At 33.0% G+C, this 25,692-nt stretch carries 23 protein-coding genes; 13 read left to right on the forward strand and 10 right to left on the reverse strand.

Annotated features, from left to right (window positions below; genetic code table 11):
- The first annotated feature begins 21 nt into the window (after positions 1–21).
- The 3 genes from IF125_RS03925 to IF125_RS03935 are packed head-to-tail and all read left to right on the forward strand — an operon-like array spanning position 22 to position 2,681.
- Positions 22–1,047, forward strand: coding sequence for a DHH family phosphoesterase (locus IF125_RS03925; protein WP_225539003.1), 1,026 nt, complete (start codon positions 22–24; stop codon positions 1,045–1,047).
- Complete coding sequence (locus tag IF125_RS03930) at positions 1,047–1,574, forward strand: FKBP-type peptidyl-prolyl cis-trans isomerase (RefSeq protein ID WP_171621674.1); 528 nt, start codon at positions 1,047–1,049, stop codon at positions 1,572–1,574. Before IF125_RS03925 ends, IF125_RS03930 begins: the two co-directional genes overlap by 1 nt.
- Positions 1,575–1,601: 27 nt before the next feature.
- A complete protein-coding gene (locus IF125_RS03935) occupies positions 1,602–2,681 on the forward strand; it encodes a peptidylprolyl isomerase (protein WP_225541590.1) in 1,080 nt (359 codons plus the stop codon).
- A gap of 67 nt (positions 2,682–2,748) precedes the next feature.
- Here IF125_RS03935 and IF125_RS03940 read toward each other — a convergent pair whose 3' ends face one another.
- Both IF125_RS03940 and pepT read right to left on the reverse strand, forming a co-directional pair.
- Entirely contained in the window at positions 2,749–3,417 is a 669-nt protein-coding gene (locus IF125_RS03940; RefSeq protein WP_225541591.1) for a head GIN domain-containing protein, read from the reverse strand.
- Positions 3,418–3,505: 88 nt separating this feature from the next.
- The gene (pepT, locus tag IF125_RS03945) at positions 3,506–4,747 is read right to left on the reverse strand and encodes a peptidase T (protein ID WP_225541592.1); all 1,242 of its coding nucleotides are present in this window, start codon (positions 4,745–4,747) and stop codon (positions 3,506–3,508) included.
- Between the two features lie 64 nt (positions 4,748–4,811).
- Between pepT and IF125_RS03950 the strand changes: the two genes are divergently transcribed.
- A complete protein-coding gene (locus tag IF125_RS03950; RefSeq protein WP_225539004.1) occupies positions 4,812–5,678 on the forward strand; it encodes a beta/alpha barrel domain-containing protein in 867 nt (288 codons plus the stop codon).
- Between the two features lie 135 nt (positions 5,679–5,813).
- On the forward strand, positions 5,814–7,184 hold the full coding sequence (locus IF125_RS03955) for a peptidylprolyl isomerase (protein ID WP_225541593.1): 1,371 nt from the start codon (positions 5,814–5,816) through the stop codon (positions 7,182–7,184).
- A 56-nt stretch (positions 7,185–7,240) separates the two neighbouring features.
- On the opposite strand, the gene IF125_RS14315 is transcribed toward IF125_RS03955, so the two are convergent.
- From IF125_RS14315 to amaB, 5 genes are all read right to left on the reverse strand, one after another.
- Entirely contained in the window at positions 7,241–7,462 is a 222-nt protein-coding gene (locus IF125_RS14315; protein WP_188320212.1) for a lipocalin family protein, read from the reverse strand.
- A gap of 111 nt (positions 7,463–7,573) precedes the next feature.
- Positions 7,574–8,323: a GLPGLI family protein gene (locus IF125_RS03965; protein ID WP_225541594.1), complete on the reverse strand. Its 750-nt coding sequence runs from the start codon at positions 8,321–8,323 to the stop codon at positions 7,574–7,576.
- A 297-nt stretch (positions 8,324–8,620) separates the two neighbouring features.
- Positions 8,621–9,400, reverse strand: a complete 780-nt coding sequence (locus IF125_RS03970) for an HAD family hydrolase (RefSeq protein WP_225541595.1) — start codon at positions 9,398–9,400, stop codon at positions 8,621–8,623.
- A gap of 60 nt (positions 9,401–9,460) precedes the next feature.
- Complete coding sequence (gene lat, locus IF125_RS03975; protein ID WP_225541596.1) at positions 9,461–10,750, reverse strand: L-lysine 6-transaminase; 1,290 nt, start codon at positions 10,748–10,750, stop codon at positions 9,461–9,463.
- A 12-nt stretch (positions 10,751–10,762) separates the two neighbouring features.
- Positions 10,763–12,292 (reverse strand): L-piperidine-6-carboxylate dehydrogenase, encoded by a 1,530-nt coding sequence (amaB, locus tag IF125_RS03980; protein ID WP_225541597.1) that lies wholly within the window; start codon positions 12,290–12,292, stop codon positions 10,763–10,765.
- A gap of 141 nt (positions 12,293–12,433) precedes the next feature.
- On the opposite strand from amaB, the gene IF125_RS03985 reads away from it, so the two are divergent.
- Entirely contained in the window at positions 12,434–13,600 is a 1,167-nt protein-coding gene (locus tag IF125_RS03985; protein WP_225541598.1) for an acyl-CoA dehydrogenase family protein, read from the forward strand.
- 72 nt (positions 13,601–13,672) lie between these two features.
- The gene (locus tag IF125_RS03990; RefSeq protein ID WP_225541599.1) at positions 13,673–15,349 is read left to right on the forward strand and encodes a PNGase F N-terminal domain-containing protein; all 1,677 of its coding nucleotides are present in this window, start codon (positions 13,673–13,675) and stop codon (positions 15,347–15,349) included.
- 168 nt (positions 15,350–15,517) lie between these two features.
- On the opposite strand, the gene IF125_RS03995 is transcribed toward IF125_RS03990, so the two are convergent.
- Positions 15,518–18,979: a methylmalonyl-CoA mutase family protein gene (locus IF125_RS03995; protein ID WP_225541600.1), complete on the reverse strand. Its 3,462-nt coding sequence runs from the start codon at positions 18,977–18,979 to the stop codon at positions 15,518–15,520.
- Positions 18,980–19,157: 178 nt separating this feature from the next.
- On the opposite strand from IF125_RS03995, the gene IF125_RS04000 reads away from it, so the two are divergent.
- A complete protein-coding gene (locus tag IF125_RS04000; RefSeq protein ID WP_225541601.1) occupies positions 19,158–20,060 on the forward strand; it encodes a hypothetical protein in 903 nt (300 codons plus the stop codon).
- A gap of 4 nt (positions 20,061–20,064) precedes the next feature.
- On the opposite strand, the gene IF125_RS04005 is transcribed toward IF125_RS04000, so the two are convergent.
- Complete coding sequence (locus IF125_RS04005) at positions 20,065–20,736, reverse strand: uracil-DNA glycosylase (protein ID WP_225541602.1); 672 nt, start codon at positions 20,734–20,736, stop codon at positions 20,065–20,067.
- Between the two features lie 46 nt (positions 20,737–20,782).
- Between IF125_RS04005 and IF125_RS04010 the strand changes: the two genes are divergently transcribed.
- Positions 20,783–22,930: an endonuclease MutS2 gene (locus IF125_RS04010; protein WP_225541603.1), complete on the forward strand. Its 2,148-nt coding sequence runs from the start codon at positions 20,783–20,785 to the stop codon at positions 22,928–22,930.
- The gene (locus IF125_RS04015) at positions 22,911–23,252 is read left to right on the forward strand and encodes a hypothetical protein (RefSeq protein ID WP_171621661.1); all 342 of its coding nucleotides are present in this window, start codon (positions 22,911–22,913) and stop codon (positions 23,250–23,252) included. The genes IF125_RS04010 and IF125_RS04015 overlap by 20 nt, the downstream gene beginning before the upstream one ends.
- A 28-nt stretch (positions 23,253–23,280) precedes the next feature.
- On the opposite strand, the gene IF125_RS04020 is transcribed toward IF125_RS04015, so the two are convergent.
- On the reverse strand, positions 23,281–23,997 hold the full coding sequence (locus IF125_RS04020) for a GLPGLI family protein (RefSeq protein WP_225541604.1): 717 nt from the start codon (positions 23,995–23,997) through the stop codon (positions 23,281–23,283).
- A gap of 340 nt (positions 23,998–24,337) precedes the next feature.
- Between IF125_RS04020 and IF125_RS04025 the strand changes: the two genes are divergently transcribed.
- From IF125_RS04025 to IF125_RS04035, 3 genes are all read left to right on the forward strand, one after another.
- Positions 24,338–24,964 carry a peroxiredoxin gene (locus IF125_RS04025; RefSeq protein WP_038336698.1) on the forward strand — a complete coding sequence of 209 codons (627 nt, stop codon included), beginning with the start codon at positions 24,338–24,340 and terminating at the stop codon, positions 24,962–24,964.
- Between the two features lie 159 nt (positions 24,965–25,123).
- Entirely contained in the window at positions 25,124–25,441 is a 318-nt protein-coding gene (locus IF125_RS04030) for a thioredoxin family protein (RefSeq protein WP_135836238.1), read from the forward strand.
- Positions 25,422–25,673 carry a DUF6952 family protein gene (locus tag IF125_RS04035; RefSeq protein WP_171621659.1) on the forward strand — a complete coding sequence of 84 codons (252 nt, stop codon included), beginning with the start codon at positions 25,422–25,424 and terminating at the stop codon, positions 25,671–25,673. Before IF125_RS04030 ends, IF125_RS04035 begins: the two co-directional genes overlap by 20 nt.
- Positions 25,674–25,692: the final 19 nt, after the last annotated feature.

Here is a 25,692-nt window from a genome sequence, read left to right on the forward strand (position 1 = left end):
TGTTTGTTTATCTTTGCAACTATGCAAATGACAAATTTCGAGGAGCTAAAAGCTCTTTTAAAATCAACACCAAAGAAAATTGCAATTTTACCGCACAAAAATCCTGATGGAGATGCGATAGGTTCTACTTTGGCTATGTATCATTATTTGAAACAATTGGGGCATACTTGTAACATTGTTTCGCCAAATGATTTTCCGAAGTTCCTAAAATGGATGCCTTCAGCGAAGGAGATTGTAATTGCAGATTATAAACCAAAAGTTGCTGAAGCAATTATACATCAAGCAGAATTAATTTTTATCTTAGACTTTAATACGGTTAAACGAATTGACGATTTAGGAAACTGGGTTGAACGTTCGAAAGCACCAAAAATATTAATCGATCATCACCGAGAACCCGATACGTTTGATTTTATGTATTCGGATATTGAAATGCCTGCGACTTGTCAAATGGTCTACAATTTTATCGAAGCAATGAATGATTTAGATAAAATCAATAAAGGTATAGCTGAATGTATTTATACTGGAATAATGACTGATACAGGTGGTTTCCGTTTTCGTAATACATCTGCAAATACGCACAGAATTGTCGCTGAATTAATCGATAAAGGTGTTGAAGTTGACAAAGTAACTTCGTATGTAAATGATTCGCAAACACAAGGTCGTTTAAAATTATTGTCTTTGACGTTAAATAATCTCACTTTTTTACCAGAACATCGTACAGCTTTTATGTTCTTAAAACGTGAAGATTTGTTGCAAAATGGTTTTCAGAAAGGAGATACAGAAGGTTTTGTTAATTATGGGTTAAGTGTAGAAAATTTTATTTTCTCAGTTATTTTTATCGAAGATACACATCATAATTTCATTAAGATTTCGTTACGTTCGAAAGGAGATTTTGATGTCAATGAATTTTCTCGCAAACATTTTAATGGTGGAGGACACATGAATGCAGCCGGAGGTAGATCTGATTTAAACATGGAAGAAACGATTGCATATTTCCAATCACTTTTACCAGAATACCAAGAAAAATTAGCCAATATCGTGATTTAATGAAAAAAGTTATTTTATTCACTTTCACCATCTTCGCATTGATGAGTTGTGATCAAAAAGTGATACAATATCCTGTTTCCTATTCCAACGACGATTTTATGAAGCGTTCGCAAGAACGTGGAAAATTATTGCATCAAGAAGAATTGCAATGGTTTGATGAGTATATGAAAACATCTGACTTAAAATTTGTAAAAACTAATTCTGGATTTTGGATTTCGAACAATGGACAACGAACTCCTTTAACAGCAAATAACGGAGATTATATCGAATTTGAATACCAAGTAACTGATCTTGATAATCACATTTTATATTCGTACAACGAAAATAAAATTCAGAAAATAATTTTAGGGAAAACTGATATTGCAAGAGGACTGCATGCTGGTTTGCAATTAATCCAAGAAGGTGAAAATGCAAAATTATTGTTACCTTCGTTTTTAGCTTATGGAGGTTATGGTGATACTCAAAAAATAGCGCCAGACACTCCTATAATTATGGATGTAAAAGTCTTAAAAATTAAAAAACACTAATAGACACAAAAAAGACGATAAAGTAAAATGAGAAAAATATTATTAATCTTAACGGTCATCACTACCCTTGTTAGTTGTGGCGTTAAAATTCCAAAATCGATGAGTAAAGAAGAATTTAAAAGTTTAGAAGACGGATTGTATGCAAAAATGACAACCAATCATGGTGCAATGACAATCAAATTATACGAAGAACAAGCGCCAATGACAGTTGCAAACTTTGTTGGGTTAGCTGAAGGAACAAAAGAAAATAAAGCAAAGGCAAAAGGAGTTCCTTTTTACGATGGAATTATTTTTCACCGTGTAATTAAGGATTTCATGATTCAAGGAGGTGATCCAGATGGAAGAGGAACAGGAGGACCTGGTTACGATTTCGAAGATGAGTTTGACGCAACTTTAAAACACGATAAAAAAGGAGTTTTATCTATGGCAAATTCAGGACCAGCAACAAACGGATCTCAATTTTTTATTACAGAAGTTCCTACTCCATGGTTAGACGGTCGTCACACTGTTTTTGGACAAGTTATTGAAGGTTTAGAAGTTGTTGATTCTATTGCAAATGTAGAAAAAACAAGAGACGATAAACCAGTTGTTCCAGTAACTATTGAGAAAGTAGAAATCGCTCGCAAAGGTGATAAATATGCAAAATATAATGGTGCTGAAGCATTTGATGCTGCAAAAGCAAATCATGCAAAAAAACAAGCAGAAGCAGAAGCTAAATTAAAAGCAGAAAAAGACGCAGAAATTGCTCGTCAAAAGGAATTAGAAGCGAAAGCATTGTCTACTCCATCTGGTTTAAAATACGTTATTTTAGAAGAAGGAAATGGAGCTAAACCTGTTCAAGGAGAACCAATTCAAGTTCACTACACTTTACGTTTAAACGATGGTGAAAAATTAGATTCGTCATTTGATCGCAATCAACCATTAGACGCAACAGTTGGAGTTACAGGATTAATCCAAGGTTGGATGGAAGCTTTAACAATGTTCAATAGAGGTGCAAAAGTATTCTTAATCATTCCTGCAGAATTAGGTTATGGTGCAAGAGGTGCTGGAGGAGTTGTTCCACCAAACGCAACTTTATACTTTGACATGGAAGTATTAGATAAATAAACATCCACTTATTATAAGTAGAAAAGCCACTCAACCGAGTGGCTTTCTTATTTAACAAAAATTATGATTACTTAAAATTAATTTTTCCTCCTGCTAATTTTTTCTGATTTTTTTGTTCAGGATCACCATAAACATCAATTACACCACCCGCTCTTGTTTTTGCATCAACAGATTTTGTAGAAGTTGTTTCGATAAAACCACCTGCATTAGTTGTAAGCGTTGAGTGTTCTGCTGATAAAGTTTTTGAGTAATATTTTCCTCCTGAATTAGCAACAACCGTCTGAAATTCTGCATTTCCAGTTAAAATAACTTCTGCACCGGAATTAATTTTAACTTCTAATTTATTGATATCAACTGGTAATTTAATCGAAGAACCTTCGTTAGAAGTTAGATTTAAGGATTGAGATTTCAATTTGTTGTCAGAATAAATGCGAGAACCTTGGCTGGCTTGAATTTCGTACAACGATTTATAGTAAACCTTTACCGTCGCTGCACCTCCCTGCATCAACTTAGTTCCTGTCATTTTAATTTTCAGTTCACCTTTGTTGTTTTCTACTTGCACATCACTCGCATTCACTCCGTCAACTTCGACTAAATTTTTATCAGAAGAAATTAATTCAACAGGTATTTTATCATAAACCTTTAAGATATTAAAATCCCCAATATTTATTTCTTCTTGTGCAAATACAAACGAAGAACCGAATAAAGCTATTGCTGATAATACTATATTTTTCATAAAAAAAGTTTTCTAATTTGGTCTTGATATTTACACAAATTTCAAACCAAACTAGAAAACTTATTAATTTTATGCTTTATTGTAACTTCTATTTTGCTTCTTCAGCAGTTAACTCTGCAATACGAACAATAATTTCAGTTGCTTTTTCCATAGATTCTACAGGAACATATTCATACGGTCCGTGGAAGTTATGACCACCAGCAAAAATATTAGGACAAGGTAAGCCCATAAAAGACAAACGTGCACCATCTGTACCACCACGAATAGGTTTGATATTTGGAGTAACACCACAATCTTTAAGCGCTTGTTCTGCAATTTCAACAGATTGGAATTTTTCTTTTACTTTCTCAATCATATTAAAATATTGATCAGAAACCTCTGCTGTAATCACTTCGTGATCAAAACGTTCTTGAATATCTGCTGCAATCTGCAAGAATAAAGCTTTTCGCGCTTCATATTGCTCCATATCGTGGTCACGGATGATATACACCATTTTTGCTTCAGAAACATTTCCAGTTATTTTAGCTAAATGGAAAAACCCTTCACGTCCGTCAGTTAATTCAGGCACTTCATCATTTGGTAATTGTGCAGCAAATTCCATTGCAATATTAGATGCATTGATCATTTTATCTTTTGCATAACCTGGGTGAACAGATTTCCCCTTTATTGTAACAATACCAGAAGCAGCATTAAAGTTTTCGTACTCTAATTCTCCTATTTCAGAACCATCCATTGTGTATCCCCACTCTGCTCCAAATTTTTCTACATTAAAGAAATCAGCACCACGACCAACTTCTTCATCTGGTGTAAATCCTATTGCGATACGTCCATGTTTAATTTCTGGATGAGCGATCAAATATTCTGCAGCTGTTACAATTTCTGCAACACCAGCCTTATCATCAGCACCTAACAAAGTTGTTCCGTCTGTAGTGATGATGGTTTGACCTTTATATTGAGTTAATTCAGGAAATTCGTTTGGAGATAAAATCATTGATTCGTTCAATTTGATATCTCCTCCATCATAGTTTTCCCAAATTTGAGGTTGTACATTTTCTCCTGAAAAATCTGGTGAAGTATCCATATGCGAAACAAATCCAATTGTAGGCACTTCGTAATCTACTGTAGAAGGCACATAACCGAAAACATAGCCATTTTCATCAATCGAAACATCTTCTAAACCGATTTGTTTTAATTCGTCTACTAAATAATTTGCTAAATCCCATTGACGATCTGTACTTGGAAATTTATCTAAGAAAGCCTCACTTTCAGTATAAGTTTTAACATATTTCAAAAAGCGTGTTACCAACTTTTCTCTCCATTCTGTTTGCATTGCGTTTTAATTTTTGTCAAAATTACTAAATTATCTACCTTTAAGGCGCAAATAAACCAAAAAAATGAGTGCAACTACTTTTAAGATTATTGAATGTCCACGTGATGCCATGCAAGGACGCAAAGATTTTATTCCAACCGATACTAAAATAGATTACTTAAATCGTTTATTGACTGTTGGTTTTGAAGCCATTGATTGTGGAAGTTTTGTTTCTCCTAAAGCAATCCCGCAAATGGCAGATACAAAAGAGGTTTTGGACCATATTGATAAAACAAATTCGAAGTCTAAATTGTCTGTTGTTGTCGCAAATAGAAGTGGCGCGATGAAAGCTGCGGAACACGAAAAAGTAGATATTATTGGATTTCCATTTTCTATTTCAGAAAATTTTCAACAATTTAACACCAACAAAAGTCGCGAAGAAGCTTTTGAAATGATACAAGAAATCAATCAAATTGCAAATGAAAATGGTAAACACATGTTAATTTATCTGTCTATGGCATTTGGTAATCCTTATGGCGAAGTATGGAATGGAGAAATTGTGAAAGATTGGTCAAAAAAAATGGCTGATATCGGAATTTCATCTATTAATCTTTCAGACACAATAGGCGTTGCAGATGAAAAAACAATTGTTGATTTGTTCCAAAATTTAATTCCACATTATCCAGAAATTGAATTCGGTGCTCATTTTCATACTGTATATACCGATTGGCATACAAAAGTGAAAGCAGCTTATAACAATGGTTGTCGTCGTTTTGATGGTGCTATAAAAGGTTTAGGCGGATGTCCAATGTCGAAAAGTGATATGGTTGGTAATATGCCAACCGAAAAGTTGATTAGCTTTGCGAATGAACACAAAGAAAAGCATGGATTAAATCTTTTTGATTTTGAATCGGCTTGGAATGTTTCATTAAAAACATTTGGATTAATTTAGTCTTAACAATAAACTAAAAAATCAATTCTTTTGTTAAAGGAAATTAAAATATGTTAGACTTTAACAAAAAAAGTTAAATTTGCTCATTGATAAGTTTTTTATCAAGCATATAATATTAAAATGAAATTAAAGTATATGAAATTTAAATCGAGTATGATGTTGTTAATTGCAACATTATTGACGGTAAATACTTTTGCACAAACAGCAAAATCAACACCACAACGTCTGGCTAAAGTAGATGGTATTGCTGCTGTTGTAGGAGATCAGATTGTTTTAGAGTCTGATGTAGATCGTGATTACTTAATGTCAAAACAACAAGGAATGCAAGTTGAAAACAAATGCGATTTCTTAAACGACATTATGTTAGACAAAATGTTGGTTGATCGTGCAAAACAAGATACTTTAATTAAAGTGACTCAAGACGAAGTAACACGTCAGTTAAATGGTCAAATCGAAGGTTGGATTGCACAAGCTGGAGGTGAAAAACAAATTTTAGACTATTTCGGATTCCGTACAATGGCGGAAATGAAAAACGAAACTAAATATATCGTTGAAGATAATATTTATGCGCGTCAGAAAAGAGAAATGGTTGTAAAAGGTGCAGATGCTACACCAGAAGAAGTACGTTTGTTTTTCGAAAAACACCAAGGGGAATTACCTGATGTTAAAGACGAACTTTCTATTAGCCATATTGTGATGTATCCTCAGATTTCAGAAGAAAATCAACAAAAAATCATTGATCAATTAAAAGAAATCAAAAAAGAAATTGAAGAAGGTGCTTCATTTGCAACAAAAGCAATTTTATATTCAGAAGATCCAGGTTCTTCGAGCAATGGTGGTGAATACAAAAAGGTTTCTCGTGGTAAAATGGTAAAAGAGTTTGATGCAGTAGCGTTTAACTTACAAGAAGGTGAAATTTCTGATCCATTCAAAACTGATTTTGGATACCATATTATCAAATTAGAAAAACGTCGTGGTCAAGAATTAGACTTACGTCACATTTTAATTACATTGAAACCTACTGAAGAAGAAATCAAAACAGCTAACAATAAATTAGACTCAATTCGAGTATTAATTAATGATGGTAAAATGACTTTCAAAGATGCAGCACTAAGATTTTCTGATGATAAATACACAAAATTTAACTCAGGAAATATCATGAACCAAAACTCTGGCGATGACCGTTTCGAGAAAATGGCTTTACCATTACCAATGTTTACAGCTGTTGCGACATTAAACGAAGGAGATATCTCACAAGTTTTCGAAGATGATTTCGACAATAGAAAAGCGTTAAGAATCTTAAAGGTTAACAAATTCTATCCAGAACATAAAATTAATTATGAAGATGATTATTATCGAATTCAAAAATTTGCTGTTCAAGACAAAGAACGTACATTATTGATGGATTGGGTAAAACGTCAAGTTGGTGATGCTTATGTAAAAATTGGAAAAGAATATCAAAGTTGTGAATTTCCGATTGATTGGGAAAAGAAAAACTTAAAATAAAACAAAAAACCTCTCAAAATTGAGAGGTTTTTTGTTAGGTTTAAATTCTAAATATTTTATTTTGTAATTCGCAGCTGAGATAGCCAAATTAATTTATTTGGATCAAACCCTACTTTCTTTGCTGAATCTAAAAATCGATCTTTTACTTTATCCGATATTTCTTTTTTACGCGATAAAATCCATAGCTTTTTATAATCTTCGCTTGCTACTAATGCATTATTATAATGGTTACAATATGTACAGCAGATTGTGGATTGGGTAGCAGAGTTGCGGGTGATTCATCAAAAAAAAGGAAAACAAAATGTTTCCCTTTATATTTCAATTTTCCCTCAAAAAAAAAATTATAAAAATACTTTTGATTAAATCATGAGCATTATTCGTATGTAAAATTATTTTTTATCTACTCCGATCGAAAAAGATTCTCTCATTTTTTGACGAGATTCATCTTGCAATTTTTTGAATTCTTCTTGACTTATTTCTTTCCCATTTATAGGCTTTACTTTTGAAAGTTTCTTTGGTTTCAAATTAATTTTATCAGCTTCATAGGTCATAATCGAGCTAAATTTATTTCCCATTTCGCTTACAGTTTTTAGAATCAGACCTGGCAAACCGTTTACTTGATTTGGTCCTGCATCAACCTTAATATCTGGCGCAAACCAAGCTGCAATCTGCTTATTTTCATCATTTCCAACAGCTTTCACTACTTTGTATCCCAAAATTGTATCTTCAATATCTGTAATTTTCCATTGATAATCTTTGTGTGGCGTCACAACGATATAATTTTGTTTATCTAAAACGACTTCTTGACGAAACTCTTTTTTATTTATTTCATTAGTCAAAGCTTTATACTCTCCTCCAATATTAAACGTAAAAGATCCCATTGTTGCATTTTGATCATTATTAATGGCTTCTATTTTTTTATAAATAGACTGATAATCATTATATTCTAATTGGTAATAAATATTTGGTCCTCCTCCTATTTTTATAGTACCTCCACCTTTTTGTGCTAACTCTCTTTCAAATTCCTTCATTTTTTCTTCGTCATGCTTTATATCGTATTTGTACTCGACAATAAGTTGTTCTTGCGCAAAACCTAAACTCGAAAAAAGTAAAAATCCTGAAAGTAATAAGTGTTTCATTTTAATGTAATTTTTTATTAATAATATTCTAAAATAAATCTATTTTTTTATTCTACAATAATAGAATAAATTGTTTAACACAACATTGTGAAAGAAAAAAACAGCTAAACAGCTGATTTTTTTTAAAAAATTTTAGTAAACTACCAAACTTACTAATCAACTCGAAACAATTAGGGTAGCTAATAATCTAAATATATTCCACACTCTAAGAAACCAATGATAATTAATATCACCGCAAATAGACTGGCTAAATTAAATTTGGTTATGTAGATTGGTTTCATTGTAGATTTTATAATTCTAAATTATCTCAAAATATTTCAGCGCATTCCAAATTCCATGGTCATCAGCAGAAGTGGTTACATAATCAGCAACTTCTCTTACATTATCTTTCGCATCTCCCATTGCTACACCAATTTTACAACCTTGCAACATACTAATATCGTTTCCTCCGTCGCCAAATGCCATTGTCTTGGATAAATCTAATTGATCTCGCTCCGCTACACGTTCTATTCCACGCATTTTACTAATATCTTTCGGATTTATATCAGCAAAATATTCGATCCAACGTGTACTAAGACTATTTTTCATAATATTATTCATCAAATAGGCTTCTTGTTCTTCATCTACAAAAAAGTTCATTTGCATGATATTATCTTTTGGTAAAGTTCGCGGATCAACAACTTCAGGAACTTCCATTCCAAAATAAGCAAACGATTTTTCTACATTTTCATTCACACGATTGATACTGAACGCATCTTTGGTCATGTACGAAAAGGAAAAAGGATTTTCTTCGTCATATTTCAACAAAGCCTCTATATCATTGGGATTGATATAATCTACAAAAAAAGTTTCACGTTTTTCATTCGAACACATTCCACCATTGTTATTGATATAACCGTCAAAACCATAGGTAAAAATATGATCCGGCATATCTGCCATATTTCGTCCTGTAGCAATGTATATTTTTTTGTTTTTCTGTTTCAATAATTTTAAGGCTTCGATTGTAGAATCACTTATTTCATGGTTTTCAAAACCTTGCAAAGTCCCATCAAAATCGAAGAAAAAAGAGTCTATCATAATTTAGTTTTATCTCATACAAATTTAAAAAAGCAACCTTTAATTGGTTGCTTTTGTAGTTTATTTTAATGCTAATTTAATAATTTCTATTGCTTTATTGGTGTCTTCTTCAGAAATATTGAGATGTGGACGCATTCGCACCGAGTTTTCTCCACAAGGGAGAATAATCAGATGATTTTCGAAACATGTTTTAATAAACGCTGAACGATCTAAGTCCGAATTAAAATCAAATGCGATAAATAATCCTAATCCTCGAACCGAATGGATTTTCTTCGTTTCTTTTGCAATCTCATTCAACTTCGATAAAATATATTTTCCTTTTTCTGCTGCATTTTCTACTAATTTTTCTTGTTCTATCACTTCTAAAATTAACTTAAAACGCAACATATCAATGTAATTCCCTCCAAAAGTTGAATTGATACGACTTGATTCTTTAAAAACATTATTTGGAATTTGATCCAACTTTTCTTTGTTGGCTAATATTCCACAAACTTGTGTTTTCTTACCAAACGAGATAACATCTGGAACTACATCATAATGCTGAAAAGCCCACATTTTACCTGTCATTCCCATCCCTGTTTGGACTTCGTCAAAAATCAATAAAATCTCTTCTCTATCACAGATTGCTCTTAATTTTTGAAAGAATTCTTTTCTGAAATAATTATCTCCTCCTTCACCTTGAATAGGTTCTATGATAATACACGCAATTTTATTTTTGCGTTGTTCCAAAGCTGTTTCTATCTGCGCTATCGCTCTATTTTCTGACTCAACAACTTTACCAAGATTATCTTCTGTAACTGGGTAAATACGTTTTGGATTCTCAATTCTTGGCCAATCAAACTTCGGAAAGTACTCATATTTACGAGGATCTTTGGTATTTGTTAAGGATAAAGTATAACCTGAACGCCCATGAAAAGCTTGCTTGAAATGAATTACTTCACCTGCCTCCTTCTCTATTCCTTTCGAAAAGTTAAGTCTTGTTTTCCAATCAAAAGCAGTTTTTAATGCATTTTCAACTGCCAAAGTTCCTCCCGAAATAAAGAATAGATACTGTAATTCTTTCGGCATTGCAACACGCTCAAACGTATCAATTAAATCGGCATAATCTTTTGTATAAATATCTGACATTGCAGGTTTGTTGATTGCATTTCGTCCTAAAAAATCAATTTTAGCCATTAAATGCGGGTGATTATATCCAATTGCAGTCGAAGCAAACATCGAAAATAAATCCAAATATTCTACTCCATTTTCATCCACCACATAAGAACCATGCGATTTGTCCATGTCCATTACAATTGGATATCCGTCTGCTAATATATGTTTTGCTAATCTTTCGTGTACTGTACTCATTTTTTTTTAAATTTAAAAGTCAAACTTAATTCCTTGCGCTAACGGCACTTCTGTGGAATAATTAATGGTATTCGTTTGTCGTCGCATATATGCTTTCCAAGCATCTGATCCAGACTCGCGGCCACCACCTGTTTCCTTCTCACCACCGAAAGCACCTCCAATTTCGGCACCAGACGTACCGATATTAACATTTGCAATTCCACAATCAGAACCTTTTTGACTTAAAAACAATTCAGCTTCACGAAGATTATTTGTCATAATCGAAGATGATAAACCTTGTGCCACATTATTCTGAATTTCGATTGCATTTAACACATCTCCCGAATATTTGATTAAGTATAAAATCGGTGCAAAAGTTTCATGTTGAACAATTTTAAAATGATTTTCTACCTCAGCAATAACGGGCTTCACATAACAACCGCTCTCAAAACCATTTCCTTCTAAAACTCCTCCTTCAACGATGATTTTCCCACCTTCTTGGTTGATTTTTTCTATTGCTTTCGAATACATCTCTACAGCTTGTTGATCAATTAATGGTCCAACATGATTCGATGTATCCAAAGGATTTCCAATTTTAATTTGTTTGTAAGCATTTACTAATGATTCTTTTACTTTATCATAAATCGACTCATGAACAATTAGACGCCTTGTCGTTGTACAACGTTGTCCTGCCGTACCAACAGCTCCAAATACAGCCGAAGTCAGCATAATCTTAAGGTCAGCATCTGGTGTAACAATAATCGCATTGTTTCCACCTAATTCTAAAATTGTTTTACCTAAACGAGCAGCAACCACTTTGTTCACTTCAATTCCCATTCGCGTAGAACCTGTTGCAGAAACCAATGCTACACGACGATCTGCTGCAATCAATTCACCGATTGATTTATCACCCATCACCAAAGAAGAAACGCCTTCTGAAATATCATTACTTTTTAAAACTTCTGCTAAAATATGTTGACATGCAACTGCACACAAAGGTGTTTTCTCGCTCGGTTTCCAAACGACAACGTCTCCACAAACCAATGCCAAACATGTATTCCAAGCCCAAACAGCTACTGGGAAATTAAAAGCTGAAATCACACCAACAATTCCAAGTGGATGATATTGATCGTACATACGATGCAATGGTCGTTCTGAATGAATAGTCGAACCATACAATTGACGTGATAACCCAACAGCAAAATCACAGATATCAATCATTTCCTGCACTTCTCCTAAACCTTCTTGATATGATTTCCCCATTTCATACGAAACCAATTTTCCCAAAGAAGCCTTTTTCTCACGAAGTTTATCCCCAAACTGACGAACTATCTCCCCTCTTTTTGGAGCAGGAATCATTCGCCATTCTTTAAAAGCAGCTTGAGCTTTCGTGATAACTTCTTCGTAATCATCTTTTGTAGATGATGCTACTTTTCCTATTAATTTTCCGTCTACTGGGGAGTAAGAAGAAAGCTCTTCACCTTTTCCAAACCAAGTACTTCCTGTCGATGTTCCGAGATTTTCGGAAGAAATACTCAATTCTTTTAATTCGTTTTCTATCATTTTTTTGTGTTATTTTGTGGTTTTAACTTTTACCTAAATTAGTCAAAAGTTTCATAAATTAAAATTTTTAATAAATTTTATTCAGAATAATTTTTAATTTACTGAATAATCTTTAGATTTAATAAAATAAAACTGCATAAAATGAATTTAACTACAGATTATTTTAAGATTGATGATTTGTTAACTGAAGAACATAAATTAATTCGTCAATCTGTTCGAGATTTTGTGGACAACGAAATAAAACCTGTTATAGATGATGCTGCACAACATCATAAGGATATCCCTGATTTAATGAAAAAATTAGGTGCAATTGGTGCATTAGGTCCATACATACCAGAAGAATATGGAGGCGCTGGTTTAGATCAAATGTCCTATGGATTAATCATGCAAGAATTAGAACGTGGCGATTCCGCTGTACGATCTGCTGCATCTGTGCAATCTTCTTTGGTCATGTATCCTATTTATGCATTTGGTTCTGAAGAACAAAAACGCAAGTATTTACCAAAATTAGCTTCTGGAGAATTCATCGGAAGTTTTGGATTAACAGAACCTAATCACGGCTCTAATCCAGGCGGAATGGAAACTCGTCTAACAAAAAATGGTGATCATTATGTGTTAAATGGAGCAAAAATGTGGATTACAAATTCGCCAATTTGTGATATTGCTGTTGTTTGGGCAAGAGATGAAGAAGGAGAAATAAGAGGTGTAATTGTAGAACGCGGAATGCCAGGTTTTACAACACCAGAAACATTAAACAAATGGTCATTAAGAGCTTCTAAAACAGGAGAGTTAGTTTTTGAGAATGTAAAAATAGAAGAAAGCCATATTTTACCAGAAGTGAATAGTTTACGTGGCCCTTTATCATGTTTAAACTCGGCTCGATACGGAATTTCTTGGGGTGTAATTGGCGCTGCAATTGATTGTTACGAATCTGCTTTAAACTATTCATTACAAAGAACTCAATTTGGAAAACCGATTGCTTCTTATCAATTACAGCAAAAAAAATTAGCCGAATTTATTACAGAAATTACAAAAGCTCAGTTGTTATGTTGGCGATTAGGTACATTGAAAAATGAAAACAAAGCAACGCCAGAACAAATTTCTATGGCAAAGCGTAACAATGTAAAAATGGCTTTGGACATTGCAAGAGAGTCTCGTCAAATCATTGGTGCAATGGGAATTGTTGGTGATTTCCCTATGATGCGACATGCTGCAAACTTAGAATCTGTTATTACGTACGAAGGTACGCACGATGTTCACTTATTGATTACTGGTGCAGATATCACAGGAATTAATGCATTTGTGTAAGAATATTTTTCATACTAATAGATAATTTTATAGGTTTACAATTCGTTTGTAAACCTTTTTTAATTATCACACATGAAATCGAAATCAATTTTATTTATTATGTTTTGTATTCAAGCGATTGCTTTGAATGCACAAGAAACCTACAAAATTACCTATGAACGATTTTCGAATGGTAAAAAAGTAATCGAAAGCAATCCAATACAAGTATTAGCTAATACGAAAGAAACCATTATTGGTAAGCAAGAAAGCTTTCATCACACGACAAACTATCCTGATGAAATGGTTTATTACACCAAAACAAATCCTTCTGTTATTTCATTGGTGACACAATTTGATTCGGTTCATTCTATTATCTCTAATGATTCAATTGCTCTAAATAAATCGGTTTTTACAATTACAAAAGAAACCAAACGTATTTTAGGTTTGCGTTGTAAGAAAGCAACAACCTCTATCAACTCAAACACTATCGATGTTTGGTTTGTCGATAATATGGACATCAATGCTGCGCCAACAATAGTGGGACTGAGTTTGGGATTTGTGTTAGAGTTTACACGTAATAATAATATGACCATTCGAGCATCGAAAATAGAACGTCAAAAAGAACCTATTCCAAGCCAATATATTGCAAAAGAATTACTACAAGAACCTGTCGATATCTTAACTTATAAAGATATTATCTGGAAAAGTAAGTTTGTAGACATTCCACTTTTAACCAATCAACAGATAAATTTCAGCAATAACTTCCTATCAAACGATTCGATTTATCGCTTTGTTAATGGAACTGTTGTGGTCAGAAAAATAAAACTTCCATTAATTAAAGAAGGAAGTCAAATTTTCTTAAATGTTACACAACAATCAAATGGAGATGCTTATGACCGTACAGGTTCGGTTTTTTTGATCCCGCGCGATTCTAAAATCACGTTTATGGATGCTTTGCAAAAAGGAATCAATCAATTGCCTGTATACACTGCGCCAAACAACAAGAAGTATCAAGGTTATTTTTTGACAGAAAATTATACACCAACTATTGAATTGATGCGATTCTTTACACCTTTTGGCATTAATAAATTTAATCACATACAACTGAAAGGTCAATCATGGGAAACAGAAGCAAGGTACCGTCAAGAGATAACAGAATTGCAACGATTATTGTCTAATCAAGAGGTTTTAGTTGGATTTTTTATCGGAAATTATGATCAAGGTGGGCATACAATTTCAGCCAATATCACAGTTCATCCTTCCAATTCTTCAACTCTTCCAAACAAAAAAGTGCAACCTATTTTCAACACAACAAACATCATGGAAATGGCAGGTCAAGAATACCCTTCTTTGTTTGATAATCCGAATGGTTTTACAGTTGAATTTACTCTTAAAGAAGATTATAACAATGCGAAATTACGCTTTACAACGACTGGACATGGTGGCTGGGAAAACGGAGACGAATTTGTACCAAAGGAAAATAGTGTTTTTCTTGATGGACAAAATGTGTTCAATATCATTCCTTGGCGACAAGATTGTGGGTCGTATCGTGCTTACAATCCTGCTTCGGGAAACTTTGACAATGGGTTATCTTCCTCTGATTACAGCCGTTCTAATTGGTGTCCAGGCACAGTTACAAACCCATTTTTTATAGATTTAGGGAACTTAAAAGCGGGAAAACACAGCTTGCAGGTTAAGATTCCTCTAGGAAAACCAGAAGGAAACGCGTTTAGTTATTGGAATGTTTCGGGGGTTCTTTTAGGAGAATAAACTGATAGTGATTTGAAACCTGCGCTACTTTTACCAAAAACCTGCGCAGAAGTTTACCAAAACCTGCGCACGAGTTGACCAAAACCTGCGCAGGTTTTTACATGAACATCAAAAGCCCTGTAAAACAGGGCTTTTGATTCTATAAAATTTATGATATTTAACTAAAAACTACATGTTTCTTCTGTACTGACCACCTACTTTGAATAAAGCATCTGTAATCTGCCCAAGAGAACAAACTTTGGTCACATCCATCAACGCTTCAAATATATTACCGTTCTGAATAGCGATTTGTTGTACTTTCTCTAACCATACTTTTGCTTGTTCTTCTTTCGATTGATGCAAGCGTTCTTTCGTTTTAATTTGGAATTGTTTTTCCTCTTCTGTTGCACGAATAACCTCTGCCGGAACCACTGTTGGCGAACCTTTAGAGCTTAAGAACGTATTTACACCAATAATTGGGAACGTTCCGTTGTGTTTCAACGTTTCGTAATACAACGATTCTTCTTGTATTTTAGAACGTTGATACATCGTTTCCATCGCGCCTAAAACACCTCCACGCTCTGTAATACGATCAAACTCTTGTAAAACCGATTCTTCCACTAAGTCGGTTAACTCTTCGATAATGAACGAACCTTGAATTGGATTTTCGTTTTTCGCTAAACCTAATTCTTTGTTGATAATCAACTGAATAGCCATTGCTCTACGTACCGATTCTTCTGTTGGCGTTGTAATAGCCTCATCGTACGCATTGGTATGCAACGAGTTACAGTTGTCGTAAATTGCATACAATGCTTGCAACGTTGTACGGATATCGTTGAAGTCGATTTCTTGTGCGTGTAACGAACGACCAGATGTTTGAATATGGTATTTCAACATTTGCGCGCGCTCATTAGCACCATATTTATTTTTCAATGCCTTAGCCCAAATTCTTCTCGCTACACGACCAATTACTGAATATTCTGGATCGATACCATTCGAGAAGAAAAACGATAAGTTTGGTCCAAACGCATTGATATCCATTCCGCGAGATAAATAATATTCCACATACGTGAAACCGTTTGCCAACGTAAACGCCAATTGTGTAATTGGATTCGCTCCTGCCTCTGCAATATGGTAACCCGAAATAGAAACCGAATAGAAGTTACGTACATTTTGATTGATGAAATACTCTTGAACATCTCCCATCAAACGCAACGCAAACTCAGTACTGAAGATACATGTATTTTGTGCTTGATCTTCTTTTAAAATATCTGCCTGAACCGTTCCACGAACTTGCGCCAACGTATTCTTCTTAATTTCAGCATACACCTCTGCAGGTAAAACTTGATCTCCAGTTACACCTAACAACATCAATCCTAATCCATCGTTCCCTTCAGGTAAATCGCCATTGTAACGTGGTCTTTCTAAGCCTTTATCTTCATAAATAGCTTTAATTTTCGCTTCCGTTTCAGCTTCTAAACCGTTTTCTTTAATGTATTTTTCACAGTTTTGATCGATAGCCGCATTCATAAAGAACCCTAACAACATAGGTGCAGGACCGTTAATGGTCATCGAAACCGATGTCATAGCATGTGATAAATCGAAACCAGAATACAATTTTTTTGCATCATCTAAACAACAAATCGAAACACCAGCGTTACCAATCTTCCCGTAAATATCAGGACGATGCCCTGGATCGTTTCCGTATAAAGTCACCGAGTCAAAAGCTGTTGATAAACGCTTCGCTGGCATGCCTTTCGACACATAATGAAAACGTCTGTTAGTACGCTCTGGTCCACCTTCTCCAGCAAACATACGCGTTGGATCTTCTCCTTCACGTTTAAACGGATATAATCCTGATGTAAATGGAAACTCTCCTGGTACGTTTTCTTGTAAAACCCAACGTAAAATATCGCCCCAAGCTTCGTACTTTGGCAACGCAATTTTAGGGATTTGTAAGTGCGATAGCGATTCAGAATGTGTCTGAATTTTAATCTCTTTATCGCGAACTTTAAACGTATAAACCGGATTTTTATATTTATTTACCTTTTCATCCCAAGTTGTAATAACTTCCCAGTTGAAAGGATCTAAGTTCATTTTATATTTATCGAACTCTGCTAAAAGAACTTTTACTAAATCAGCGTTGTCTGTCCCAGTAACTTCGATTCCATGCGGATTGACAGTAGGCATTTTACCAGAAAGCGTTTCGATTGTTTTGAAAAAACCGTACAACTTCTGTGCAACTTCTTTTTGAGAAACTACTTTTGCATCGTAACCTCTATTATTTTCCGCAATTTCAGATAAATAACGTGTACGAGCAGGCGGAATCACAAAAATTTTCTCTGACATCTCTTTTGTAATTTCAAAAGTCGAGTTCAAATCAGCTCCCGTTTTCTCAACCACTTTATCAATAATAGATTTGTATAATTGATTCGTTCCTGGATCGTTAAATTGAGAGGCTATTGTTCCAAAAACTGGCATTTCATCAGGATTTACATCCCACAGATTATGATTGCGTTGGTATTGTTTTTTCACATCGCGTAACGCATCTAAAGCACCACGTTTATCAAATTTATTGATCGCAACAATGTCAGCAAAATCTAGCATGTCGATTTTTTCTAACTGCGTTGCAGCACCAAATTCTGGTGTCATGATGTACAATGATGCATCCGAATGATCTAAAATTTCGGTATCCGATTGACCAATTCCTGAAGTTTCTAAAATAATCAAATCATATTGCGCCGCTTTCAAAACCTGAATCGCTTCTTCCACATACTTAGATAAAGCTAAGTTTGATTGACGAGTTGCTAACGAACGCATGTACACACGAGGGTTGTTAATTGAATTCATACGAATACGATCGCCTAACAACGCTCCACCTGTCTTCTTTTTTGAAGGATCAACTGAAACCAACGCAATTGATTTCTCTGGAAAATCAATTAAAAAACGACGCACTAATTCATCAACCATAGAAGATTTCCCTGCTCCACCTGTTCCAGTAATTCCTAAAACTGGTGCAGATTTATCTGCTACTTTATCATAGTCAAAGGCTTTTAAGAAGTCCTCTTCGCGATTTTCTGCCAACGAAATTAAACGAGCAATCGTTGTGATGTCTTTATCTTGTAACGATTGATACACATCTTTTCCGTTTGGTAACTCTAAAGCAGCTGTAGGGAAATCAGATTTCTCAACCATATCGTTAATCATTCCTTGCAAACCTAATTCTCGCCCGTCATCTGGAGAATAGATACGTGTAATTCCGTAATCCATCAATTCCTTGATTTCCGAAGGTAAGATAACTCCACCTCCACCACCAACGATGCGGATATGACCTGCTCCTCTTTCTTGAAGCAAATCGTACATATACTTAAAATATTCGTTATGACCACCCTGATATGATGTCATAGCAATTGCATTTGCATCTTCTTGAATGGCTGTATTTACAACATCTTCAACAGATTTATCGTGACCTAAATGTATAACCTCGCAACCCGTTGCTTGGATAATACGACGCATGATATTAATAGCAGCATCGTGCCCATCAAACAAAGCAGCAGCAGTTACAATACGCACTTTGTTTTTAGGATGATAAGCCTCTTGTATAGGATGTACAAACTTTTCTTTCTTTTCTTCTTGAGTAATTTGTGACATTTATTTGTGATTTTGATTTTTAATGACTCTTGCTAAGATACTATAATTTTTAAACTAAAAATATACCTATAAATTATCATATCAAGTAAAATAAACAAATAACATTGACAGGTTCATAAATTTTCTTTTGATTTTATTGCAATATATCATTAACTTTAAAAGCACTAAACTGAGTTATATGAATACTTATACTTTGAAAAACCTTTCTGAATTTTCTGAATTGAATGAACAAATGATTACATTATGGAATAAGAAGTATAAGCTTTTTACGGAAGAAAAAATTAATCAAAATACTTTATTTGATCACGAAAATTTAAAGAAATTAATGCTGATCTCTTTTCTTAATGAATCAAATAAAAAAAATACGATTGAGAAATTGAGTTTAAAGACAATTTCCGAATTACAAGTTATTTGTGAATTTGAGATACAAACTTATCTTCAAAATAATAAAAATTATCGTCCATTAATTAAACTAATGGTTTGTTCGTGTTTTTCGTATGATGCGAAGTTTTTTGATACAGTCTTAACCATTTGCTTCAAAAAATTAGGCATTGGGATTTGTTGTAACGACATTGTATTTCCTTTTTTGAGTCTTATGTCAGAAATACTTACAAAGTATTCAATACAAGAATCATTGATTTCATTTTCAAATAATTTAATTCGAAAACATCTTTTTTATCTTATTAAATCAATAAATCAAACAGAAACGAATAATCGCAAATGGATGTTGTTTTTACCACAAGATGAATTTCATGATTTAGAACTGTTATATTCTTATTTATTTTTAAAAATAAACAATGAAAAAGGAATTTATTTAGGTGAAAATCAAAGTTTAAAATCTATTATAGAATGTTTGGAACATCTAAACATCACCCATATCGTTATTTACATCAGTGAAAATTATAATATAAATACGCTAACAGATTATATCATCACTATCAAAAAAAAATATCCTACAATCACTATTTTTTTAACAAGCTATAAACCTTTAAAAGAGAAAATAACAGATAAAATCACATATATTAATATCAATTCTCCTCAGATGTTTAATGCATATCTAAAAAAAATTATGATGATGTAAATGGCTATTTTATTTTCCAATCAATTGGCTGAATATTTTTAGCTTCTAAAAATGAATTGGTTTTAGAAAAAGGTTTACTTCCCCAAAATCCTCTGTAAGCTCCTAATGGAGACGGATGTGAAGATTCGATCACAAAATGTTTAAAACGATCTATTTTTGCACCTTTTTTTTGTGCATAGGCTCCCCATAATATAAACACTACGTTGTCTTTTTTATCTGAAAGCTGTTGTATCACAGCATCTGTAAACTTTTCCCAACCTTTCTTTTGATGTGATCCAGGATTTGATGCTTCAACGGTTAATGTTGCATTCAATAAAAGAACACCTTGTTTTGCCCAAGGTTCTAAATTACCTGAAGTAGCAATTTCAATGTCCAAATCATTCTTTAATTCTTTGTAAATATTGCGTAAGCTTGGAGGTAATTTAATTCCATCTGCAACAGAAAAAGACAATCCATTCGCCTGTCCTTCCCCATGATAGGGATCTTGCCCAATTAAAACGACTTTAACATTGTCAAATGATGTATTATCAAAAGCAGAAAATATTTTGGATGCGGGAGGGTAAATTGTTTTTGTTTGGTATTCATCTCTAACAAAATCAATCAATTTTATAAAATAATCTTTCTCAAATTCATCCTTCAATACTTCTTTCCAAGTCGCATCAATCTTCACATCCATTTTTCACTTTTATTACGGAAACAAAATTATGCGTAAATTTGTATCAATGCAAATATCAGAACAAACTTTAAAGGATTTAGAATTTAATGCGGTACAAAAAGAAATCGCAGAATTTGCTTATACAGAAAAGGTTGAAGAATTTATTCATCAATTAAAACCTTATGAAGATCACCAAATTTTGGTGCAGGACCTTCAGACGACAAATGAATATTTGAAAACATTTGAAACGGGAAATCGTTTTCCTTTTTCAGAATATTATATTTTAGATGAAAATCTGAGTCGATTAGAAATCGAAAATTATTATTTGCCAGCCGAAGAATTTTTCAAAATCAAGGCCAATACACTTCAAGTAAAAGAAATCTTGAAATATTTGACGCTTTTTCATGAGTACACACCTGTTTTATTCGAGAAAGCTTCGACGATTAACTACGAAAAAAATATCGTAAAATTAATTGATCAAGTATTCAATAAATTTGGAGAAATAAAAGATGATGCAAGTCCAGCTTTAAAAATTGTACGTGATAGACTTCGTCATTTAAATGGTCGTATTACCGAATTATTTAACAAGTCGATGAGTTATCATTCTGATTATTTGGATGATATTCGTGAATCTGTTATTGGAAATCGTCGAGTTTTAGCTGTAAAATCTGCGTTAAGAAAACGTGTAAAAGGTCAATTTTTAGGAACATCAAAAACAGGATCAATTACATTTATTGAGCCAGAGAGTGTCCTAAATCCTCGTCGCGAATGGGAAGAATTTAAAGAAGAAGAAAAACATTTGATTATTCAAATTTTATTGGATTTAACTGCTCAAATTGCGGAATACAAACCTCATCTTGAAGAATATCAAACGTTTTTGGAATACATTGATTTTACGCAAGCTAAAGCAAATTATGCGTATTTAATCAATGGTATTTTACCCGAAATTTCAGAAAAGAGAATCATTAAATTAGTGGATGCGTTTCATCCGGTTTTGTATTTAAACAATAAAAGAAAAACACAAAAAACAATTCCACAAAGTTTAGAAATAAATGAAGATTGCCGAATCATTATTATTTCTGGACCAAATGCAGGGGGAAAATCCATCACATTAAAAACAATTGGTTTATTGCAATTGATGATTCAAAGTGGAGTTTTGGTTCCTGTAAAAGAAGAAAGTCAATTTGGATTTTTTGATCAAATTTTTACCGATATTGGGGATAATCAGTCGATTGAAAATCATTTATCAACCTACAGTTATCGTCTAAAACAAATGTCGTATTTTTTGAAAAATGCAGATGACAAAACATTATTATTGGTTGATGAATTTGGTACGGGCTCTGACCCTGAATTAGGTGGTGCATTAGCAGAAGTATTCTTTGAAGAGTTTTACGAACGAAATTCTTTTGGCGTTTTTACAACGCATTACACCAACATCAAATTGAGTGCTGAAAGCTTACCAGAAGCGATAAATGCTTGTATGTTGTTTGATAAAAAAACGCTCGAACCACTTTATCGTTTAGAAATTGGGCAAGCTGGAAGTTCGTTTACATTTGAAGTAGCAGAGAAAAATAAAATTCCTTACCGTTTGATTAATCGTGCGAAGAAAAAAGTTGAAAGTGAAAAAGTAAGTTTAGATAAAACTATTTTAAAACTTCAACAAGAAAAATTTGAAATTCAAAAAACGAAAGATCATGTTGAAGAGTTACGCGAAACGAATATTGAACATAATGAAAAATTAGAACTAACGAACGAAAAAATTCAGCAAAAATTATATGATTTCCAACAATTATATGATCGTGAACAAAAACGTTTGAAATTGGGTGAACGTATTTCGAATATGGCTGATTCTTACTTAAAAACGAAGAATAAAAAACAAATGATTGCCAATTTCTTGAAGTTGATTGAAATGGAAAATTCGAAAAAGACGAAAGAAGTTCAACAGTTAAAGAAAATCGAAAAAATTGTAGAGAAAGAAGTTAAGCGAGAATTAAAAGAAAATTCAGAAACAATTTCTCAGCAAAAACAAGTCATTGAACAGAAAGAAAAAGCTGAAACGAAGAAAAAAATTGAGGCATTGAAAGTTGGTGATCGTGTCAAAATTCATGGTTCATCGAGTGTTGGAACGATAGATAAATTGAAAAAAGATACCGTTTTTGTAAATTACGGCTTATTTACAACTCAAATCAATGTCAATGAAGTATATAAAATTTAGTTTTTTCATTTTATTATTAAGTTTTCAGTCTTGTTTATGGCAAGAAGATGACAGCAAACATTATTCTTGTTCTTTTACAGTTGATGTAACAGATTGGAACAAAACCTTGAATAATTGCAAGTATACCGTCACTATCAACAATAGAGGAATGATGAATGAGAAAGGTATTTTTCAATTTAAATTTAAAAATGCTTCAAAAATTTATTCGAAACATTCGGCTATATATACAATTCAAGAAGGGATTAATACTATTCCGATAGAAATAAGTAATTGTAATTTTGCAGATGAAATAATTGATGTTTGTTTTATGCAATATAAATAAGGACTTCTAAATTGAAGTCCTCATTCTTTTAATCTTTTTCTACACCTTGCGAACGTAATTCTTTCTGTTTTTCATAAAGTTTTTTGGCTTTTTCCTGAGAAACTTCTTTCTCCATCACTTTAGTATTTTTAGGTAACTCTATTTTACCAGTATATGGTTTTATGTCTATTGCTGAAATCGTTATATATGTATCTGCATCAACCAAAGGGAAATTTGCTTTAAATTTAATTTTTAATATTAATCCAGATAATCCGTTAAAACGAGAAGGTCCATCGCGAAAAGGTAAATCTGGCGCGTACCACGCTTCTACTATTTGCGTTGGATTTGTATAGGTTGCTTTTCTTACGTTATAGCCTAATATTTTAGACTCTTCTTTACTCAATATCCAAGGGAAAGTTTGGATGGAATCTTTCACAAGTATTTTAGGATCTATTTTAGTTTGTTCATACAAATTATCTGTGTCAAAATTCTTATAAATGTTAGATCCTGCTTCTGTCAAACCAATAGAAATACCTTTTGTTTGTGTATTATCTATACGATCTATTCGTTTATAATTCGAAACTGATTTATTGACAATTAATTCATAAAAGTATCTTTTATTATTTGAATTAATAAATATATCAGATGAGAGAGCTTTTGTATCATTCGAGGTATTGATAAATTCTTGTTTTACTTCGTATTCTACGCGAATGGCATCTTGCGAAACTCCAATTATTGGCAGAAGAATAAATAAATATTTTAGCATTTTTGTATCATTTTAGCTCTACTAATATAGAAATAAAATTTAAATCATTTTAAATAATCTTCAACATAAGGAATATCATTCTTTAAGGTAAAAAATCTCCGTAAATTAGCGTAAAGATAAGATGAACGCTTGATTTCATTAGGAGTTTAGTAGAATTTGATTTAATGATTTTTATTAATCATATATCATAAATATAATTTATAGTTTAATCTATAATTGAAATTAAAAATCTATTGACTATTGAGATTATCGGCCTAAATTTGCATCAGTAAAAGAGATAAAAACTTTAAGTAGTTTTATCAAATTAAGAATTATTAAACAAAATATAAAAACTAAAATTATGTCATTAGTAGGAAAAAAAGCGCCTTTATTTACAGCGCCAGCAGTAATTGATGGAGACGAAATCGTAGAAAACTTTTCAATGCCAATCGGAGAGAAAAATATCGTTTTATTTTTCTACCCAAAAGACTTCACATTTGTTTGTCCAACAGAATTACACGCTTTCCAAGCTAAATTAGCTGAATTCGAAAAAAGAGATGCTGTTGTAATCGCTGCTTCTTGTGATTCAGAAGAAACTCACTTAGCATGGTTAAACACTGCTAAAGATAACGGAGGTATCGAAGGTGTTACTTACCCAATCGTTGCAGATTTAGCTAAAACTATTGCTATGGACTATGGTGTATTAGCAGGTGAGTATGTGTACAACGAAGAAAACGATTCATTAAAATTTGAAGGAGCTCCAGTTGCTTACCGTGGTACTTTCATCATCGACAAAAATGGAGTTGTTCGTCACGAAACAATCAACGATTTACCATTAGGTCGTAACATCGATGAGTATGTACGTTTATTAGACGCTATTTTACACGTTGAGAAATACGGTGAAGTTTGTCCAGCAAACTGGGAAGAAGGAAAAGATGCTATGAACGCTACTAAAGATGGTGTAGCTTCTTACTTAGCTTCTCACTAAAAAATAACTTGGAATCTTAGAATTCCAAAATTCACGGAGAGGCTGTCTAAATTTTGACAGAAGATTTTTAACTGATTTATTTTCAATGTAAAATCACTAAGTTAATACCTTAGACAGCCTTTTTTATATCCAATTTTTAACACTTTAAAAATTAAAAAAATGTTTGCAGAATTAGAACAAGATAACTTAGCACAAGTAGTTGCTGATAACAATATCGTAATTGTACAATATGGTGCTGGATGGTGCGGAAACTGCCGTTTGGTAAAACCAAAATTCAAAAAATTAGCTGCTGAATACGAAGGTCAAGCAGAATTTTTATATGTTGATGCTGAGAAATTAGTAGAATCAAGAAAATTGGCTGAAGTTCCAAATTTACCAACTTTCGCTGTTTTCAAAGGAGGAGTTAATGTAGGACAAGTAACTGCATCTAAAATTGATGCTGTAAAAGAATTGATCAATGAAGCTGCCGGTATTTAAAAATTTAGCAAAAAACGTTTCGATTGAAGCAATGGAAACGGCTTTAGAAGTTTTAGAAGTTTATGCTGATTCTCCAGCGGTTAAAGAGCCAGAGCAAGAAGTAATCGGTGAAATGATTTCTAACATTTGTGGAGCAATGGAAATGAAACAAATGATGGAAGAAGAAGGAATGGACGAGCGTACTGCTGCCAATACTTTCATGCAACGTGTGATGGGTTCTATCGATAAATAAGATATTACACACTTTATAT

The organism is Empedobacter stercoris (assembly GCF_020281205.1).
Lineage (GTDB): Bacteria > Bacteroidota > Bacteroidia > Flavobacteriales > Weeksellaceae > Empedobacter > Empedobacter stercoris.

Coding starts and splice junctions, on each gene's coding strand:
- IF125_RS03925 (WP_225539003.1), top strand. CDS start 22: ATGCAAATGACAAATTTCGAGGAGCTAAAAGCTCTTTTAAAATCAACA.
- IF125_RS03935 (WP_225541590.1), top strand. CDS start 1,602: ATGAGAAAAATATTATTAATCTTAACGGTCATCACTACCCTTGTTAGT.
- pepT (WP_225541592.1), bottom strand. CDS start 4,747: ATGCAAACAGAATGGAGAGAAAAGTTGGTAACACGCTTTTTGAAATAT.
- IF125_RS03985 (WP_225541598.1), top strand. CDS start 12,434: ATGAATTTAACTACAGATTATTTTAAGATTGATGATTTGTTAACTGAA.
- IF125_RS04025 (WP_038336698.1), top strand. CDS start 24,338: ATGTCATTAGTAGGAAAAAAAGCGCCTTTATTTACAGCGCCAGCAGTA.
- IF125_RS04005 (WP_225541602.1), bottom strand. CDS start 20,736: ATGGATGTGAAGATTGATGCGACTTGGAAAGAAGTATTGAAGGATGAA.
- IF125_RS03930 (WP_171621674.1), top strand. CDS start 1,047: ATGAAAAAAGTTATTTTATTCACTTTCACCATCTTCGCATTGATGAGT.
- lat (WP_225541596.1), bottom strand. CDS start 10,750: ATGAGTACAGTACACGAAAGATTAGCAAAACATATATTAGCAGACGGA.
- IF125_RS03940 (WP_225541591.1), bottom strand. CDS start 3,417: ATGAAAAATATAGTATTATCAGCAATAGCTTTATTCGGTTCTTCGTTT.
- IF125_RS03990 (WP_225541599.1), top strand. CDS start 13,673: ATGAAATCGAAATCAATTTTATTTATTATGTTTTGTATTCAAGCGATT.
- IF125_RS03970 (WP_225541595.1), bottom strand. CDS start 9,400: ATGATAGACTCTTTTTTCTTCGATTTTGATGGGACTTTGCAAGGTTTT.
- IF125_RS04000 (WP_225541601.1), top strand. CDS start 19,158: ATGAATACTTATACTTTGAAAAACCTTTCTGAATTTTCTGAATTGAAT.
- IF125_RS04020 (WP_225541604.1), bottom strand. CDS start 23,997: ATGCTAAAATATTTATTTATTCTTCTGCCAATAATTGGAGTTTCGCAA.
- IF125_RS03950 (WP_225539004.1), top strand. CDS start 4,812: ATGAGTGCAACTACTTTTAAGATTATTGAATGTCCACGTGATGCCATG.
- IF125_RS04035 (WP_171621659.1), top strand. CDS start 25,422: ATGAAGCTGCCGGTATTTAAAAATTTAGCAAAAAACGTTTCGATTGAA.
- IF125_RS04010 (WP_225541603.1), top strand. CDS start 20,783: ATGCAAATATCAGAACAAACTTTAAAGGATTTAGAATTTAATGCGGTA.
- IF125_RS03995 (WP_225541600.1), bottom strand. CDS start 18,979: ATGTCACAAATTACTCAAGAAGAAAAGAAAGAAAAGTTTGTACATCCT.
- IF125_RS03965 (WP_225541594.1), bottom strand. CDS start 8,323: ATGAAACACTTATTACTTTCAGGATTTTTACTTTTTTCGAGTTTAGGT.
- IF125_RS04015 (WP_171621661.1), top strand. CDS start 22,911: ATGAAGTATATAAAATTTAGTTTTTTCATTTTATTATTAAGTTTTCAG.
- IF125_RS03955 (WP_225541593.1), top strand. CDS start 5,814: ATGAAATTTAAATCGAGTATGATGTTGTTAATTGCAACATTATTGACG.
- amaB (WP_225541597.1), bottom strand. CDS start 12,292: ATGATAGAAAACGAATTAAAAGAATTGAGTATTTCTTCCGAAAATCTC.
- IF125_RS04030 (WP_135836238.1), top strand. CDS start 25,124: ATGTTTGCAGAATTAGAACAAGATAACTTAGCACAAGTAGTTGCTGAT.